This is a genomic window from Flavobacterium sp. CLA17, assembly GCF_013112255.2.
GTDB classification, from domain to species: Bacteria; Bacteroidota; Bacteroidia; order Flavobacteriales; family Flavobacteriaceae; genus Flavobacterium; species Flavobacterium circumlabens.
This window is the reverse complement of the sequence record NZ_CP068294.1, coordinates 1,139,100-1,156,026: the sequence shown is the minus strand read 5'-3', so window position 1 is coordinate 1,156,026 and position 16,927 is coordinate 1,139,100. Positions and strand designations below refer to the sequence as shown.

The window sequence follows — 16,927 nt, the reverse complement described above, 5'->3', positions numbered from 1 at the left end:
TTCTAAATTTTTTAACTTTAAAACAAGACCAATGCCGGAAGCACAGGAAATTCTTTTAAAATACTGGAAACACGACGGTTTCAGACCACTTCAAAAAGAAATAATTGATTCGGTTCTGCATGGTCAGGATACTTTTGCCTTACTGCCAACCGGCGGCGGAAAATCAATCTGTTTTCAGGTTCCCGCCATGATGCAGGACGGAATCTGCCTTGTAGTTTCACCTTTGGTTGCACTGATGAAAGATCAGGTGGCCAATTTACAGAAAAGAGAAATCAAAGCTATTGCCCTTACCGGAGGAATTCACACCGAAGAAATCATTGATTTACTGGACAATTGCCAGTTCGGAAATTATAAATTTTTATATCTCTCCCCCGAAAGACTGCAATCGGACTGGATTCTGGAACGCATTAAAAATCTGCCCATAAATTTAATTGCAATTGATGAAGCCCATTGTGTTTCGCAATGGGGCCATGATTTTCGTCCCGCTTATCTGAAAATTTCCGAGCTAAAAAAATTCTTTCCTAAAATTCCCTTTCTGGCGCTGACAGCAACGGCTACTCCGAGAGTTATTGAAGACATAAAAAAAGAACTCGGACTAAAAGATACTGCATTTTTTCAGCAGTCTTTTGCCAGAGAAAATATTGCTTACATGGTGTTTAATGTTGAAGACAAACTGTATCGTGTTGAGCAAATCCTCAAGAAAAATCCACAGCCTTCCATTATATATGTACGAAACAGAAAATCCTGCCTGAACATCTCGACACAATTACAATCGCTGGGCTTTAAGGCAACTTATTATCATGGCGGCCTTTCGTCTAAGGAAAAAGACAAAAACATGCAATTGTGGATGTCGGAACAAGCGCAGGTAATTGTGGCTACCAATGCGTTTGGAATGGGAATTGACAAGGATAATGTAAAAACAGTGATTCACACCCAGCTTCCTGAAAACATTGAAAATTATTATCAGGAATCCGGAAGAGCGGGACGAAATGGCGGTAAATCATTTGCCGTTTTACTGACCAGTTCTTCAGATATCAATCAAACCGAACAGCAGTTTTTAAGTATTTTACCTGATAAAAAATTCCTGAATGCCATCTATGTCAAACTCTGCAATTATTTTCAGATTGCTTATGGCGAAGGTATTAATGATTCGTTTTCGTTTAAGCTGAATCATTTTTGCCAGAAATATGATTTCCCAACCCTAAAAACCTATAATGCTTTGCAGTTTCTGAATCAGCAGGGAATTATTACGATGTCACAGGAATTCTCTGAAAAGATTACCATGCAATTTTTAATCGAATCCAAAGAAGTGATTCGCTACATAAGTCTGAATCCGAATGATGAAGAAATTGTTCTGGCGATATTGAGAACTTATCCCGGAATTTATGAATTGAAAGTCCCTTTTAATCTTTCCTTAATTGCCAAAAAATCACATCATACCGAAGAACAAGTTACTGTTGTGTTAGAAAAATTACAAGAAAAAGAGATTATCGAATATAAATCCAAAAACAACGACGCAACTATCTTATTTAATGAAGTCCGTGAAGATGAGCTCACGATAAACAGAGTGTCAAAATATCTGGAAAGGCAAAATCAACTTAAAAAAGACCAGCTTTTATCTGTTCTTCATTATATAAAAGAAGATAAAACCTGTAAAAACAGATTGATTCTGGATTATTTTGGAGAAAAAACAGAATCCAATTGCGGAGTTTGTTCCTATTGTATTGCCAAAAAAGGCAAAATAACCGAAGCGGATTCGATAGCGGATAAGATTCTTTCTTTATTAAAATCAGCCTCTTTGACTTCGAGGGAAATTCAGAGTCAGATCAAACTGGATACCGACGTTGTTATTCCGGCACTTCAGGAATTATTAGAAAACAACTATATCATCATACAACCTAATAATACATACACTTTAAAATTATAATGGAAAAATTAAGAATCATATTTATGGGAACTCCCGAATTTGCTGTTGGCATTCTGGACACCATTATCAAAAACAATTACGATGTTGTGGGCGTTATCACGGCTGCAGATAAACCTGCGGGACGCGGACAAAAAATAAAATACTCTGCTGTAAAAGAATATGCACTGGCAAATGATTTAACTTTATTACAACCCACAAGCCTAAAAGACGAAAGTTTTCTGGAAGAACTAAAATCCTTAAATGCGAATTTACAAATTGTAGTTGCCTTCAGAATGCTGCCAAAAGTAGTCTGGGAAATGCCAAGCCTGGGAACCTTTAATCTTCATGCCTCTTTATTACCCGATTATCGTGGCGCGGCACCCATTAACTGGGCTATTATTAATGGAGAAACCAAAACCGGCGTCACTACTTTTTTTATAGATGATAAAATAGATACGGGAGCGATGATCTTAAATTCGGAGATTGCAATTGAACCAGCAGAAAATGCCGGACAATTACACGACCGATTAATGCATTTAGGAAGTCAGACAGTAATTGATACTTTGCAGATTATTGAAAAAGGAAATGTGACCACGACAATTCAGAAAGACAATGCTGAAATCAAAACCGCTTATAAACTCAACAAAGAAAATTGCAAAATCGACTGGACGAAATCCGGAGATGAAATCAACAATCTGATTCGAGGATTAAGTCCTTATCCGGCATCATGGTGTTTCTTAAAAGACAAAAACGAAGAATTAAGTATTAAAATATATGAGGCAAAACTGATTGAGGAAGCTCATTCCCATGAAATTGGAAGCCTGATCAGCAGCAAAAAAGAAATCAAAATTGCTATTGCAAATGGTTTTGTTCAGCTTTTAAGTTTACAATTCCCCGGAAAAAAGAGAATGCAGGTAGAAGAATTGCTAAACGGGATTACTTTTTCGGAAACAGCAAAGGTCTATTAAGGTCAATAAAACAGGGGTTTTTACCTGTTTTAAGCCACAAATAACACGCTTTATGAACAAAAAAAGTAAGTTATTAACAATTTTTGCTAAATTTAAAGAAAACACTTGCAAGGAACGGATTTCCTACTAAATTTGTGTATTAACAATTTTTTTTTAACCAACAATTAATAACTAATAATTATGAACAAATCAGAATTAATCGATGCTATCGCTGCTGATGCAGGAATTACAAAAGCTGCGGCTAAATTAGCTTTAGAGTCTTTTTTAGGTAATGTAGGGACTACTTTGAAAAAAGGAGGAAGAATTTCACTAGTAGGTTTCGGATCATGGTCAGTATCTGCTAGAGCTGCTAGAGACGGTAGAAATCCACAAACTGGAAAAACTATCAAAATCGCTGCTAAAAATGTAGTGAAATTTAAAGCTGGTGCTGAATTAGAAGGTGCAGTGAACTAAGTAAGAAAGTTCTCTAAACTTATAATATAATTAAAACCCTCCTCATGGAGGGTTTTTTTGTGCGGTTTAACGATTTTATTTGGGATTTTAAAAATTTTATGATTAAATTTAATAAAAATTGTAGCCGTATGATTTCAGAAAAATTAAAAAAAGGACACCTGCTTATTACCGAGCCTTCAATAATTGGAGATTTATCTTTTAACAGATCGGTAATTTTATTAGCAGACCATAACAAAGAAGGATCAATAGGATTTATAATAAACAAGCCATTAAAATATACGATTAATGACTTAATTCCTGAAATTGATGCTAGCTTTAAGATATATAATGGAGGTCCTGTAGAGCAGGACAATCTTTATTTCATTCACAATATTCCAGAGTTAATCCCGAATAGTGTGGAGATTTCTAATGGAATTTATTGGGGAGGTGATTTCGAATCGACCAAAGACTTAATAAATGACGGATCTATTAACAAAAATAATATTCGTTTTTTCTTAGGGTATACCGGTTGGGATGAAAATCAGCTTGAAAGTGAAATGCAGGGAAACTCCTGGATCATTGCCGATAATAATTACAAGAATAAAATTATCGGAAAATCCACCACTCATTTTTGGAAAGAACAAATAATTGAGTTGGGCGGAGATTATCTTATTTGGTCAAATGCACCTGAAAATCCATATCTGAATTAATTTTCAGATATAGATTCATTCAGCTTCTGCACTAATAAATGAGCCAGACTGTTTGTAAATTCTTTTTTTCGATATTTACTTATCGGTTGTATCCCTGTGATTACATTTGTCAGAAATAATTCGTCTGCTTTTTGAAGATCGAACGGAGAAATTATTTCTTCACTTACTTCTATGCTTTCTGTTTTCTTAGCCAGAGCTAAAATCTGTTTACGCATTACTCCATTCAGACAACCTTCTGAAATTGGCGGGGTGATCAGTTTTTTACCCATAACCATAAATAAATTTCCCTGTAATACCTCAACAACATTTTTAGTATCATTTACCAAAATGCAATTGTCCAAACCATTTTCGTGAGCAAAAATACTTCCGGTAACATTAATCAGTTTATTAGTCGTTTTAATGGACGATAATAATTGTTTGGTCACATAGAAATCTTTATACAAATCAACCTCATAAGGAGCTGTATTTAAGATGTATGACGTATTTTCAAGTGCAGTTGTGTGAATTAAAAATGAAACTTCGTTTGTTTTTGGCAAATACAAACCTCCATCCTTTCTAAAAACAGTAATTCTCGCTCTTGCTGAGGCCGAAAATCCATTTTCATTAACCACTTTTAAAACTTGCTCTTCCAGGTATTCCATGGTGAAATTCATGGGAATTTCCATTCTGACCACACGCATTGAAGCCATTAACCTGAAATAATGATCTTCGAGAAACAATATTTTGCTGTTGATTATTTTTAGCGTTTCAAAAACACCATCACCATACAAAAAAGCACGATTTTGAGTTAATATATTCTCTTCCTGCTCTACTATGTTTCCGTTAAAATTGATCATAAAAAAACCCTGAATTTTGTTCAGGGCAAATATAAGGCATTAAATAGACTTTTACTAAACAGATCCTATAAGATGTTTCAAGTCTGAGATTTGATTCTCCCACAATTGTTTAGCTTCGCCCACTTCTTCTTTTTCAGCGAAATCAACTACCATTAAGGACACATCTTTAGTCAGTTCATCGACCAGAATATGAAGTTCAAAAAAGTATTCGGTATCCTTACTGCTTTCATCTACCCATTTAAACTTTACTTTTTCACCTGTTTTTTTAGAAGCCAGACGCGCTTTTTCCTGCGAATCATTCCAGATAAAAGTGAAAAATTCCCCTCTTGAGTTTACATTATCAGCGAACCATTCTGATAAACCCGACGGAGTGGATATATATTGATATAATAATTGCGGCGAAGAATTTATAGGAAACTCGATTTCGTAACGTATTTTTGGATCCATGTGCTACTTTTAATTTTTTCGAAATATAAGAATATATGTCCGAAAACAATGCGTTTTTAAAAATATTTTTTTTTCTTCATTTTATGCTTGTAAGCTCTAATATTATTTTTATATTTGCACCCGCAATGAGGAACATGGTTCGCTTGCAATTTTGGCGAGGTAGCTCAGTTGGTTAGAGCGCAGGATTCATAACCCTGAGGTCACGGGTTCAACTCCCGTCCTCGCTACTTAAAAGACAAGGACTTACGTTTTTTCGTAGGTCCTTTTTTTATTAGAGTGACTTTTAAGAGTAACTTTTAACATATTAATTACTCTTCTTTTAATGTGACTTCTTCTGTTTATGAACAGATATACACGACACAACAAACTTGATTCTATATAAATAATCAAACTGATTTGACAATTCAAAAAAAATAACTCATGATATTTAATTACTATTATTATTTTAAATTCACAGAATTATTTTAATCAAAATAACATACAATAAAAATGTTAATAAGTTTGTCAAAATTTTGTTTTTTTAATTTTAGAAAGTAAATACTTACAAAAATATACCTTAATTCATGTATTTCAACGATTTTAAAAATATTTTATGATGCTTATTTGTTGTAATTGTATATTTTTGACATTAATACTCTTTAAGGTTTTAAATCAAATTTTATGCAATTAGAAAGTTCAAATATTATTCCTAATCCAATTATTAGTACTCCTAATAATTGGTTTGATGAAATGGTTGCTAATCTTCGTTATGACGAACAACTATTCAATAATGATATTATGGAAAAAGAACAAAAACAATTTTACCAATCTATGATTGATGGAAATACAGAAGATATAGTATCAACTGTTAGAGAAAAATCATCTTCATATTTTATCGGTAGATTAGTTAACGACTATTTTAAAGAGTTAATTTCTTCAAAAAAGCATCCTAAAAAACTAGCTATTGAACTGTCGGATAGCAAAATTTTGATTTGGGCTGAAATTTTTTCTAATGATGAAGAAATGGAAAATGCATTAATACTTTCACAAGCAAAAACCAATGCTATTTATTCAAAATTTGGTTTTCATGTTTCTTCAACTATAGTTGATGATTGTGATAATTTTGAAATTCCAAGTCATTATAAAAACATTCCAATTAGTCTAAATATTGGCTAATTTTGACGACCATATATCCCATTCTAAAAGCAATTTAGAATATTTATCACAAATCAACACTTTAATTAATAGTCGTTGGGATTGGCAAGTGACTGTATGCTTTTATTCTGCACTTCATTTAATGAATGCTCATATAGTTAGAAAAACTTCAAAAAATTATTTATCACATAATCAAGTTGACGAGGTGTTAAACCCTTTCAACCCTTTGTCTTTAGGAAAGATAGATGAAACAACATATTTATCATATACTAAGCTATGTCACTTATCTAGACGTTCAAGATATTTACTAAATGAAAACTTTTCGAAAAGTGAAGATATTCATACAGCTAGTATCACTCATAGCCCACATTTCACGAAAGCCATATATCATTTAGATATAATTATTGATTTTATGAATAAAAACTATGGTGTAGAATTTAGTAAAACCAAAATATATTGTATCGATTTAAAAGGAAGAGAATTTAAATATTTCACAGTTACAACATCTTAGACCAAGTGAAGCTTTTATAATTAAAACTACTAGTTATAACCCAGGACACGGGTTCAACTCCCGTCCTCGCTACAAAATAAAAAAACACCACTGAAAAGTTGATGTTTTTTTCGTTTATAACAATTACTTATAGAAGAATTTGTTGTCTATATTCTTTATTCTGAAACATTTAATAAAAACTACACTGGATTTACTCGCAACACCCTTTAATCTTGAAACACATTGTAATTGTTGTGTAACTATTCTATTGCAAAATATAATACTTTAGACATCACAAAGAATGGAGACCTTGTAACTGTAAAGCGCAAAACCAGTTGCCTAAATTCCAGCTGCAAATAATAACATCGAAACAACAGTAAATTCATCGATTTTTAGGTGATATCTTCTAGAACTTAACAAGTTTATAATTTTTAATAGGTATTAGTAGAGTATTGCAAATCGCCTTTAACTGAAATTTTAAAATAACAACCGGGAATTAAAATTCTATAATTAATTAGAAATCATGAAAGAAAACGAATTTATAGTTGTTGTTGGAACTTCTGCCGGAGGAATGAAGGCGTTAACAGCCCTAATAGAACAATTGCCAAAAGATTTTCCTGCCCCTTTACTGATTGTACAGCATCTATCGTCAGATGCTACAGGCGACGCATTGCTAAATGAGTTAAATAAAATTGGCAAACTCAAATGCATTCATGCTACACAGGGGGAAAAAATTAAATCTGGTCAAATATATCTTGCTCCTTCCGATAATCACCTGATGATTGAAGAAAATGGTTCTATACTGACCACTAAAGGCGCACAGGAAAATCGTTCGCGCCCTGCAATAGACCCTTTATTCAGGTCGGCAGCCACTTCTTTCGGCAACCGTACCATTGGAATTCTTTTAACTGGATATCTGGATGATGGAACTTCGGGTTTAATTGCCATTCAAAGGTGCGGAGGCATTTGCATTATTCAGGATCCGGCAGATGCCGATTATCCGGACATGCCTAAAAATGCATTAAATCAAATAAAACCGGATTATTGTGTACGCATAGCCGAAATGGGCGGTATACTTTCGACTTTAGTCGCAAGAAAATCTAAAAAACAGGCAGCAATTCCGGAAGACATTACCAAAGAGGTTCAAATCGCAAAACGTGTATTAAGTGACTTGCCTTCCGTCAATTCACTGGGAGAACAAGTTCCTTTTAATTGTCCCGGCTGCGGAGGTGTTTTATGGAAAATGAATAAAGGACCTGATCTGCGTTACAGATGTCACACGGGTCATGCTTATACTGCTGCCGCTTTACTGACGGAACAAACTATGAAAATTGAAGAAACGATGTGGACTGCTTTAAGAATGTTTGAAGAAAGAAAAAATCTTCTCACTACGATCGCGCAGGATCAAAAAGGAGCCACAGCGACCTCTGCTAAAGAGAGGGCCAAAATGTCACAGATACATATCGACAGAATAAGAGCCATTTTATTAAGTAACGATACGGCTGGTGTAACTGATTCTCCAGTATGATTTAATAATTCCTGAAAGAACTTCAAAATAGTTACAGTATCGGGATATAAATATTAAATTGTGCTCCTTTTCCCTTAGTTCCTTTAGCGGTAATAATACCTTCGTGATTTTCAACAATTTTTTTAACGATCGCCAGTCCAATACCGGTTCCCTTAAATTCTATATTATCATGCAAACGACGAAAGATTTCAAAAATTCGCGTTTCATATTCGGTTTCAAATCCTATTCCATTGTCTGAAAAACAAATATGGCAATAGTTTCTTTCCGGATTTTCAGACTGCGCGTTTATTTCTTTTTCCTTAATATTTACCCTTTTGATTATAATATGAGGCGAAATACCTTTTCTGGTAAATTTTAAAGAATTACCTATCAGATTACTAAAAAGCTGTCTTAACTGGAAAGGGATTCCTCTTACTTCGGATAAATCAAAAAATTCAATTACGGCATTTTTCTCTTCAATGATTTCTTTGTAATCATTTATAACTTCTTTGACAAGATCTTCCAAATTGGTATTCACAAATATTTTATCTAACGTATTTGTTCTCGAATAGTCCAGAAGATCTACAATAAGGGTCTGCATTCTACTTGCAGCAACTTTAATCCTTGTAAAATATTCTTTTGCATTTTCAGTAAATACATCTTCTTCTGTATCTTCTAAACGGCTTATAAACATTTGAATTTTCCGTAAAGGTTCTTGTAAGTCATGACTCGAAACATACGCGAAAGATCGTAATTCTATATTCATTTTGACCAGATCTCCATTTTTAGTCATTAATTCGGTAGTGCGTTCGTGAACCTGTTTTTCAAGTTCATTGGTAAAAGTTTTTTGATTCTGTATATCATGACTCGTACCTACCCAAATCTGGATATTGCCAAGAATATCTTTTTGAGCGGAGGCATGGCTAAGATGCCACCTGTATTGACCTTTAACATTAAGTAAGCGGTGCTCTATCGATAAATCAGTCCCTGCCCCAATAGCATCAGACCATAATTTCATAAATTGATCCCTATCCTCTTTATGTATAAGAGATAACAATCCTCCCTGGCTCATCTCACTTTCGGCTAATCCCGTATACTTATAAACTGATAAATTAAAATAGTTGAAATTTCCCTGAGAATCAGCAGTCCAGATGAGTTGTGGTACGGAATCGGCCAGCATTCTGAATTTTTGTTCCCTTCCTAAAAGAAGATCTTCACGCTCTCTCTCATTCGTTATGTCAAGGATGGTTCCGATCATTTTCAATGGCTCACCAGTATCATCCATAAAAATTTTACCGTGCGATTTAATCCACCTGGCTTCCCCATCTGCTTTATGAATACGAACTACGTATTTGTAATACCCCGTATTCATCGCTTCCTCAAAGGCTTTGTTGACAATATCCGTCAGATCGACAGGGTCAATATGCTCTAACATTTGAATATAGGACATTTTTACGGATGGCAGATAACCAAAAGTTGTAGCCAGACTGGCAGAATGTATCAACTGATGCGTTTGTAAGTTGAAATCCCAGGTGGCAATTTCTGCAATTTCCGCAGCAAGCGTTGCCCGCTCTTCTGCATCTTCTGCTTTTTTGCGTGCTTCCACTTTTTCAGTTACGTCGTAGATGATGACCATAATTCCTGAAGTATTTCCATCGGCCTCCAGTAAAGGCGTAAATTCAAAATCAAAATAGAATTTATACCGCTCTCCTTCATACAAAATATAAATTTCTGCTTCTCTCTCCTTCTTGATAAGACCGCTTTTAAAAACCTCATCAAGTAAATCGGAATATTTCTGATCGCGCATATTCGGAAAAACATCAATAAGTTCTTTGCCTAAGATTCCTTTTCTTTCTTTTTGAAAGACAGTTTGGAACATAGCGCTGTTAACATTCTCAATAATATGATTTGGTCCGCGGAGAATTGCAATGGGAATAGATGATTCTGCTACAATTTTGCGAAATTCCCTCACACTTTGAGTCGCAGAATAGCGTTCAATATTTTTTGCTAATTTGTTTTTTTCGTTTCCTGAAGTTGTTATAAAACTCACTGTAATACCAGCCGTTTTTCCTAATTCATCACTAATGGGATTGCAATTAACAGTATAGGGAATGTTGTTTTTTCCATCTGAAAAAACTTCAAATATTTGATTTTCATAGAAAACCGTATTACCCTGCAGAAGAATATTTTTAAGTATCGGTTCTATAAATTCCCACTCCTTATCCGAATTACTTTTAAAGGGTTCTCCAAAAGAAAACTTTTCTTTCTCGTTTGAATCCAGAATTTCCAAAAAAGTATCATTGTAGAAAACAACAAGCTCATTTCCCCAAAATAGTACTATTGGTAATTTTGAGTTTGAAATAATTATCAATGCTGACTTTAAAACAGGCGGCCATAAATCGGCCCTGCCAATCGGATTATTACTCCAATCTTTATCGCGTATAAGCTTCGCTATTTCACTGTGTGGTGAAAGGAAATCCAGATTTGCGTTGCTCATGTTTTAAATATTTATCAGTTGTCGCGTGTCGTCATTTAGTTTAATCCACTGTCGTGTTTAATTGCAACTTTACGGGCTAGATCAGTTGCAAGACCTCGAAGTGTCTGAACTGAACTGTCTATGATCGAAAGTAATTCCGCAACGTCAACATCAGAAGATTTTAGATCTTTCAGTTTTTTAATTCTATTTTCAATGTCAGTCAGAGGAATTGCAATATCGTTTGTTGCCGTCTTTTTTATATATTCCAGTTCCTTATTCATACGCAGCAAAATTTCATTTTTACTATGGAGTTCAGACTGCGTGTTTTTAAGTTCGCTGATATCATTAAAAGTAATAATCGCTCCGTTAATTTTATTGCCTGCCTGTAGATAAGGCATAATCATAACCTGATACCATTTTCCGTTGTTGGCCTCTATTTCCCTGGTGATCATGGTGCTTTTTTCAATTACAGCTTTGGTATCTTCTACAATTGTATCAAATTTTATATTTGTTGAAATATGGTGAATTGGACGTCCAATATCAGTATTCACCAAATTAATATGTTTAACGGCACCAGGGGAGTATTTCATTAATCTCAGATTACTGTCGATAAAAATTTGTCCGTTTATATTACTTCTGAAATAATTATTAAGATCATCATTGATTTCAGCGAGTTCTTTATTTTTCAACTGATAATCCGCATTTATGGTATGAAGCTCTTCGTTAACAGACTGCATTTCCTCGTTGGTGCTTTGCATTTCTTCGTTGGCTGAAATTAATTCTTCGTTAAAAGACTGCATATTTTCATTCGAAGCCGACAGTTTATCATGTGCGTCCTGAAGTTGGCTTTTTACTTCTACCAGTTCTTCTTCGAGCGCTTCGGTATATTTGTTATTATATTCTACTTCGTTAAATAAGGGGTATTTATCCTTATCGGAACTTGTAGTTTTATCATCATTGAAAATAACAATGAGGCCTTTCTGTTTTCCACCATCAATATTAACAGGGCCTACTGAAAGATTGACTTCCATAACGACATCATTGAGTTTAAACATGATACCTTTTGCACTTGCAAATTGTTCCGTTTTCAGAACTTCTTTACTCAGCGTATTGTAAGCAACGGCTAAAGATCGGGGCAGTAATTCCGGCAAATTGGTATTGAAATTTTGTGGCAAAAGATATTTTGATGTATTGCCATAAGATTTGATTACCGTATTCTCGATATCAACGCAAATCGCCAGATACCCGATATAATTTGCTATTAAGCTATTAACGGTCTCTGTAAAAGTAGTATTCATATTCTTGGAGGGATCGTCTTTGATAGCTGTCGTTTGTCTATAGGTACTAAGTTCCGGCAGGGCAAACGTATCAAAGTTAACAGTCCGCTTATCCTTCAGGCTCTTATAAATCCGCCATTTTTTATTAACTACCTCTAAATTATCTATAATGGTTAGCGGATTTTCACTTGAACCCAAAAACAGAAAGCCATTGGTTTTAAGACCAAACAATAACATAGCATAGATTTTTTTCTGAAGAATTGGCGTCATGTAGATCAGCAAATTACGGCAGCTTATAAAATGCATGTTGCAATAGGGAGGATTTTTGACAAGATCGTGTTGTGCAAATATCAGCATCTTGCGAATTTCCGGCTTTACAATGTAATTTTTTCCGTCAAAATTAAAATATTCACTGAGCCTCTTTGCACTGATACCATTAATGCGATCAGCGCTATAAGACCCTTTTCCGGCATAAAGCAATGCTGCGGAATCGATATCTGTTGCAAAAATCTTTATCACTGTATCTTTAAATTTTCCAACCAGCAATTCATTTAACAGAATAGCAATGGAATAAGCTTCTTCTCCTGTTGCACAACCTGCGACCCACAATTTAATTTCATCACGTGGATTAAGATTCTCTAATATTCTTGGTAAAATAGTTTTCTCTATCAGATCAAAAGCCTCAGTGTCGCGAAAAAATGAAGTAACGCTGATTAAATAGTCTTTTGCCAATGCTTTGAGTTCTTCCGGATTTTCTTTTAGAAATAACAAATAATCCTTCAGGTCGTAAATATTAAGTGCTGCCGCTCTTCTTTTGGTTCTGCGGAGTATGGTCGTATCTTTATAATCTGAAAAATCAAATGGCAAATTCTGATGGATATAATCAATAATTTCAGTGATGTTACTCTTATCAGCTTTGGTATTCTCTGATACTTCATCATTACTTTTTACATACGCTGCAATAACATCCGGCATAAACTGAGGTTCCAGAATGTAATCGATCATATCTGTGGCAATAGCCTGCTCGGGCATACTGCTGAATTCGGTATTTTGTGGATTTCTGGCAATGGTCATTCCGCCTGCTTCTTTTATCGCTCTTATACCTTCACTACCATCAGACCCTAAACCGGAGAGAACGATTCCAATTGCTTTTTTACCGTTGTCGATGGCAAGGGCATTAAAAAAAGTATTAATAGTAAGATGTGGCCCTTTTATTTTATCCTTATCCGTTAACTGGAGTTTATTGTTTTTGATTCCCATAAACTTATCATTGGGAATAAGGTAGACTACATTTTTATAAACTTCCATTCCTTCTTTCGCTTCTTTCACTAACAAACTGCTGTGTTTAGACAACAGTTCTACCATTGCACTCTTAAAATCCGAAGACAAGTGTTGTACAATAATATAGGATATGCCATCATGCGGCGTACGCTCAAAAAAAGTGTTTATTTCTTCTAAGCCGCCAGCAGAAGCACCGATTGCAACAATATAGTTTGGTTCTTCATTACTCATAAACTTAGATTAGGATTTTTTTGCGAAATAGCAGGGGTATCAAATGTACGACTAATATTATAGGAACCCTATTAAATGTGACTAGAAGGGCAATAAAAGAATTAGTTGTCCAATAATTTGTCCTGTATTTATTATTGTGCGTTGAAGTTGTATCTTCCGCATAAACTTTTTTAGGCTACTTTTTAATATATTTCTGATGGGATAAAAAATAATTTTGAATTATTGATTTTCAAAAAGCTAATAAAGAATATTACCTTTGCGGAATCTGATCAATGTTTGGAATGTTTTATTCACAATTTGCGAAAAAAAACGAAAAAACAGAACCTATTAAGAGTAAGTCAAATACCTAAAAACAAGAAACAATATGGATATAGTCAAATTTAAAATCACATCAAAAACGATAAAAGTAGAAGTACGCAATTCGAATAATTATGTTTTTAATTTTAATACCGCTTTGGAGATTGAAAAAGAAGACAGAGATGTTTTATTAAGACTATACAATGCCCTGGATATGCTTTTTAAGAAAGAAACTCCCGCCGAGACAAAAAACTACATCTCGCCCAACCAAACGAATATTCTGGATCAGATTTCGGCTGTTGACGATTTAGAAGAGGAAAAATAATACTGATTAACTTAAATAATTTAATGATTATTCAGGCTAAAGAAAAAAGGTTGGAGAAAAAGAAAAAAAAGAAGGCGTGACAATTGTGGACCAGATAGAAACTTATGATTACGGAAAGTTTGTTCCTATAATTGATATGGAAGGAAACAAAATTCAGCTTTGGGAGCCTTTCGATTAGATTTGATTGTAAAACAAGTTTTTAAACGCTATGGAAAAACATAGAATATTTACGGCATCCTTTGCAAGTGTCTATCCGCACTATATCAGTAAAGCAGAGAAAAAAGGCCGCACAAAAGAAGAAGTAGACACTATAATTTACTGGTTGACAGGATATAATCAACAGGCATTGCAGCAACTAATTGACCACAAAACTGATTTCGAAACTTTTTTTGCCGAAGCGCCGGAAATGAATCAGAATGCTTCAAAAATTACCGGTGTGATTTGTGGCTATCGTGTAGAACAAATCGAAGATAAACTCATGCAAAAGATCCGCTTTTTAGACAAATTGATTGATGAATTGGCAAAAGGAAAAGCCATGGAAAAGATTTTAAGACCTTAATCTTATTTAAAACCTCAACTTTAGTCTATTCAAAATGCTAAAAATAAAACGCACGGATCTGGCAGTAATAGAAGATATTATCGGAATTACTTATGTATCACCAGTGTCGGGTGAAGGACGTGTCTGTCTTGCAGAAGAAATAGAGATAAGACCTGAATTTCTGGAAACTTTTAATAAAAAGCATGTTCAGGCCTGTATTTTAGATCAGATTCGTTTTGAAAGAAATAATGTCCAAAAACTGATTCCCTCCGTTATAAAAATACCTCATCCAAAAGATTCCGTTTCTTTTTGAAATAGTGTTTTTAAAATTAACCCAACCGATCTAAATATTTTAACGGAGAATAGTATCACTGTATCTTTTTTTTGAAATTAAATAAACACAAATTCTGTTATTTACTAAAGTCTGTTTATTTTATTCCCCAAGGCCATCAGAGAGTATTTCAAAAAATACTAAGACCAATTCAAAAATGGATTTGTCTAAAGTAATCTTTTTTTATGCCTTTTAAATGGCTATTTTTCAAAAACAGGTATTTCTACTCGTTTTTTTTTTCATAATAAAAGCGATTTTTGTATTCAAATGTGGAAAACCGTAAGTATTTATCAATAAAATAACTCAAATTAGCACAATAAAAGACCAGGGGTCATAAAAAGTAAAACATTACATAAGTTGAATCGATAAAAAATCAAACTATGGAAAATCTTTGGTGTTGGCGTTGTAAAATGGAAATTCCCATGTTGAATGAAGAAGAACATTTAATTGCGTCTAAACTTTATCGCCAGGGTTTTGAAACAGGGAAATGTAATATGACAAGACAGGAGCGTTTTAAAGCGCTACTCGACTATTACAAAGAGCTGTCCGGTTTTGAAGAAACGGAGCCTAATGCAATAATGCACCATAGAATTGAACTGTACGGCCCGCCTTGCGAAAACTGCAATAAGCCCTACAGAACTTCTAAAGCTTCTTTTTGCGCAGCTTGTGGACATAAAAGAGCTAATAATAACGGGCCAATTGATGAACTGTTGCATAAAACAGAACAAAAATGGTGGCAGAAGCTCCTGATTTTGGACAGAGACAATTAATTTAAGGATCCGGTTTCATTTGAATCAACAGAAAAAAGGTTACATTATAAATTCACATCGTATTACAATATAAAAATCTCAGTCTCAGTAACGGTTTCATTTGGGGATGAATACTGCAGCTGAAAACTGAGATTTATATTTTTAATCCTGCCGAATACTTCAAACAACTCAGGCAATTTAACTGCTTCATAAACATCGATCTTAATGTAAAGACATTTTCAGAGGTTCTGAAAAATGCTTTACATTTTTTTTATAACATAAACATTCGTTAAATGAGCTAAAAAAATTGCGTTAAAATTTATTTCCCGTACTCGTTTTTATCCAAGAAAAAATACATTTGTCACATCGAGAAAAGTAATCTTATTGGCATTTTAAAAAAAACCGGTAAAATAGAATTGTATGGATAATGATAAATTTATTTTCTGCCTGGAAGGTGTTCCGGACGTAGATACAATCCTAACTACCGACGTGGTTAAAAATCTGGAGGAAATAGCCATCAACTGGGGCATTGCCAGTATCTACAAAACCTGCGATACAATTGAGGGATTAGAAGAAAGTCTGAATGTATTACTTTACGAAGATCATAATTTTACGGACTATGAAATTATTTATCTGGTAATGCCCGGAGAAGCCAATAATATCTGCCTTCATGATTATTACTACAGTCTTCAGGAAATTGCGGAACTTTTTGAAGGAAAAATGAAAGGAAAGGTGATTCATTTTGCCAACAAAAAAATCCTGGATTTAACCAATGATGAAGCACAATATTTTTTAGATATTACCGGAGCACGCGCCATTTCGGGTTATGGATCCACTTATAATAAAATAGCGAGCTGCAGTACAATCGATAAGGCGTTTTTTAGTTTATACCAGGACAATGAAGATCTTACAGAAGTTGTAGAAGAATTATTCCAGAAACATTACAATCTTTGCGAACTACTCGATTTTAGATTGTATTATTAAAATGATGA

At 34.1% G+C, this 16,927-nt stretch carries 16 protein-coding genes, 1 tRNA gene and 1 pseudogene; 14 read left to right on the top strand and 4 right to left on the bottom strand.

Annotated elements, in window-relative coordinates; all coding sequences use genetic code 11:
- Positions 1-31 precede the first annotated feature (31 nt).
- The 4 genes from HAV12_RS05085 (at position 32) to HAV12_RS05070 (ending at position 4,016) form a co-directional block, all read left to right on the top strand.
- Positions 32-1,927, top strand: coding sequence for an ATP-dependent DNA helicase RecQ (locus HAV12_RS05085; protein WP_171568745.1), 1,896 nt, complete (start codon positions 32-34; stop codon positions 1,925-1,927).
- Positions 1,927-2,874: a methionyl-tRNA formyltransferase gene (gene fmt, locus HAV12_RS05080; protein WP_171568744.1), complete on the top strand. Its 948-nt coding sequence runs from the start codon at positions 1,927-1,929 to the stop codon at positions 2,872-2,874. Before HAV12_RS05085 ends, fmt begins: the two co-directional genes overlap by 1 nt.
- A gap of 180 nt (positions 2,875-3,054) precedes the next feature.
- Positions 3,055-3,327 carry an HU family DNA-binding protein gene (locus HAV12_RS05075; RefSeq protein ID WP_012022249.1) on the top strand — a complete coding sequence of 91 codons (273 nt, stop codon included), beginning with the start codon at positions 3,055-3,057 and terminating at the stop codon, positions 3,325-3,327.
- A gap of 128 nt (positions 3,328-3,455) precedes the next feature.
- On the top strand, positions 3,456-4,016 hold the full coding sequence (locus HAV12_RS05070) for a YqgE/AlgH family protein (protein WP_171571630.1): 561 nt from the start codon (positions 3,456-3,458) through the stop codon (positions 4,014-4,016).
- On the opposite strand, the gene HAV12_RS05065 is transcribed toward HAV12_RS05070, so the two are convergent.
- A complete protein-coding gene (locus HAV12_RS05065; RefSeq protein ID WP_171568743.1) occupies positions 4,013-4,852 on the bottom strand; it encodes an aminotransferase class IV in 840 nt (279 codons plus the stop codon). The two genes, HAV12_RS05070 and HAV12_RS05065, sit on opposite strands and share 4 nt — an antisense overlap.
- 54 nt (positions 4,853-4,906) lie before the next feature.
- A complete protein-coding gene (locus HAV12_RS05060; RefSeq protein ID WP_026984135.1) occupies positions 4,907-5,299 on the bottom strand; it encodes an START-like domain-containing protein in 393 nt (130 codons plus the stop codon).
- 153 nt (positions 5,300-5,452) lie between these two features.
- Between HAV12_RS05060 and HAV12_RS05055 the strand changes: the two genes are divergently transcribed.
- The 4 genes from HAV12_RS05055 to HAV12_RS05040 all read left to right on the top strand — a co-directional run bounded on the left by HAV12_RS05055 (position 5,453) and on the right by HAV12_RS05040 (position 8,451).
- A tRNA-Met gene (locus HAV12_RS05055) sits at positions 5,453-5,526 on the top strand.
- Between the two features lie 433 nt (positions 5,527-5,959).
- Positions 5,960-6,454, top strand: coding sequence for a hypothetical protein (locus HAV12_RS05050; RefSeq protein WP_171568742.1), 495 nt, complete (start codon positions 5,960-5,962; stop codon positions 6,452-6,454).
- A complete protein-coding gene (locus tag HAV12_RS05045) occupies positions 6,447-6,944 on the top strand; it encodes a hypothetical protein (RefSeq protein ID WP_171568741.1) in 498 nt (165 codons plus the stop codon). The genes HAV12_RS05050 and HAV12_RS05045 overlap by 8 nt, the downstream gene beginning before the upstream one ends.
- Before the next feature lie 502 nt (positions 6,945-7,446).
- Positions 7,447-8,451: a chemotaxis protein CheB gene (locus tag HAV12_RS05040; RefSeq protein WP_171568740.1), complete on the top strand. Its 1,005-nt coding sequence runs from the start codon at positions 7,447-7,449 to the stop codon at positions 8,449-8,451.
- 31 nt (positions 8,452-8,482) lie between these two features.
- On the opposite strand, the gene HAV12_RS05035 is transcribed toward HAV12_RS05040, so the two are convergent.
- Positions 8,483-10,927, bottom strand: a complete 2,445-nt coding sequence (locus HAV12_RS05035; protein ID WP_171568739.1) for a PAS domain-containing sensor histidine kinase — start codon at positions 10,925-10,927, stop codon at positions 8,483-8,485.
- Between the two features lie 35 nt (positions 10,928-10,962).
- Positions 10,963-13,695: a chemotaxis protein CheB gene (locus HAV12_RS05030; RefSeq protein ID WP_171568738.1), complete on the bottom strand. Its 2,733-nt coding sequence runs from the start codon at positions 13,693-13,695 to the stop codon at positions 10,963-10,965.
- 364 nt (positions 13,696-14,059) lie between these two features.
- Between HAV12_RS05030 and HAV12_RS05025 the strand changes: the two genes are divergently transcribed.
- From HAV12_RS05025 to HAV12_RS05005, 6 genes and pseudogenes are all read left to right on the top strand, one after another.
- Positions 14,060-14,317, top strand: coding sequence for a hypothetical protein (locus tag HAV12_RS05025; RefSeq protein ID WP_132036540.1), 258 nt, complete (start codon positions 14,060-14,062; stop codon positions 14,315-14,317).
- A 55-nt stretch (positions 14,318-14,372) separates the two neighbouring features.
- Positions 14,373-14,495, top strand: a pseudogene (locus HAV12_RS22890) (VOC family protein); the annotation flags it as partial.
- A 30-nt stretch (positions 14,496-14,525) separates the two neighbouring features.
- A complete protein-coding gene (locus HAV12_RS05020; protein WP_171568737.1) occupies positions 14,526-14,876 on the top strand; it encodes a DUF2200 domain-containing protein in 351 nt (116 codons plus the stop codon).
- A 34-nt stretch (positions 14,877-14,910) separates the two neighbouring features.
- On the top strand, positions 14,911-15,168 hold the full coding sequence (locus HAV12_RS05015) for a hypothetical protein (protein WP_171568736.1): 258 nt from the start codon (positions 14,911-14,913) through the stop codon (positions 15,166-15,168).
- A gap of 398 nt (positions 15,169-15,566) precedes the next feature.
- Positions 15,567-15,956 carry a hypothetical protein gene (locus HAV12_RS05010; RefSeq protein WP_197984774.1) on the top strand — a complete coding sequence of 130 codons (390 nt, stop codon included), beginning with the start codon at positions 15,567-15,569 and terminating at the stop codon, positions 15,954-15,956.
- A 399-nt stretch (positions 15,957-16,355) separates the two neighbouring features.
- Positions 16,356-16,919 (top strand): DUF6642 family protein, encoded by a 564-nt coding sequence (locus HAV12_RS05005; RefSeq protein WP_171568735.1) that lies wholly within the window; start codon positions 16,356-16,358, stop codon positions 16,917-16,919.
- The last annotated feature ends 8 nt before the right edge of the window (positions 16,920-16,927 follow it).

Coding starts and splice junctions, on each gene's coding strand:
- HAV12_RS05070 (WP_171571630.1), top strand. CDS start 3,456: ATGATTTCAGAAAAATTAAAAAAAGGACACCTGCTTATTACCGAGCCT.
- HAV12_RS05060 (WP_026984135.1), bottom strand. CDS start 5,299: ATGGATCCAAAAATACGTTACGAAATCGAGTTTCCTATAAATTCTTCG.
- HAV12_RS05030 (WP_171568738.1), bottom strand. CDS start 13,695: ATGAGTAATGAAGAACCAAACTATATTGTTGCAATCGGTGCTTCTGCT.
- HAV12_RS05085 (WP_171568745.1), top strand. CDS start 32: ATGCCGGAAGCACAGGAAATTCTTTTAAAATACTGGAAACACGACGGT.
- fmt (WP_171568744.1), top strand. CDS start 1,927: ATGGAAAAATTAAGAATCATATTTATGGGAACTCCCGAATTTGCTGTT.
- HAV12_RS05050 (WP_171568742.1), top strand. CDS start 5,960: ATGCAATTAGAAAGTTCAAATATTATTCCTAATCCAATTATTAGTACT.
- HAV12_RS05015 (WP_171568736.1), top strand. CDS start 14,911: ATGCTAAAAATAAAACGCACGGATCTGGCAGTAATAGAAGATATTATC.
- HAV12_RS05025 (WP_132036540.1), top strand. CDS start 14,060: ATGGATATAGTCAAATTTAAAATCACATCAAAAACGATAAAAGTAGAA.
- HAV12_RS05020 (WP_171568737.1), top strand. CDS start 14,526: ATGGAAAAACATAGAATATTTACGGCATCCTTTGCAAGTGTCTATCCG.
- HAV12_RS05040 (WP_171568740.1), top strand. CDS start 7,447: ATGAAAGAAAACGAATTTATAGTTGTTGTTGGAACTTCTGCCGGAGGA.
- HAV12_RS05035 (WP_171568739.1), bottom strand. CDS start 10,927: ATGAGCAACGCAAATCTGGATTTCCTTTCACCACACAGTGAAATAGCG.
- HAV12_RS05065 (WP_171568743.1), bottom strand. CDS start 4,852: ATGATCAATTTTAACGGAAACATAGTAGAGCAGGAAGAGAATATATTA.
- HAV12_RS05005 (WP_171568735.1), top strand. CDS start 16,356: ATGGATAATGATAAATTTATTTTCTGCCTGGAAGGTGTTCCGGACGTA.
- HAV12_RS05075 (WP_012022249.1), top strand. CDS start 3,055: ATGAACAAATCAGAATTAATCGATGCTATCGCTGCTGATGCAGGAATT.
- HAV12_RS05010 (WP_197984774.1), top strand. CDS start 15,567: ATGGAAAATCTTTGGTGTTGGCGTTGTAAAATGGAAATTCCCATGTTG.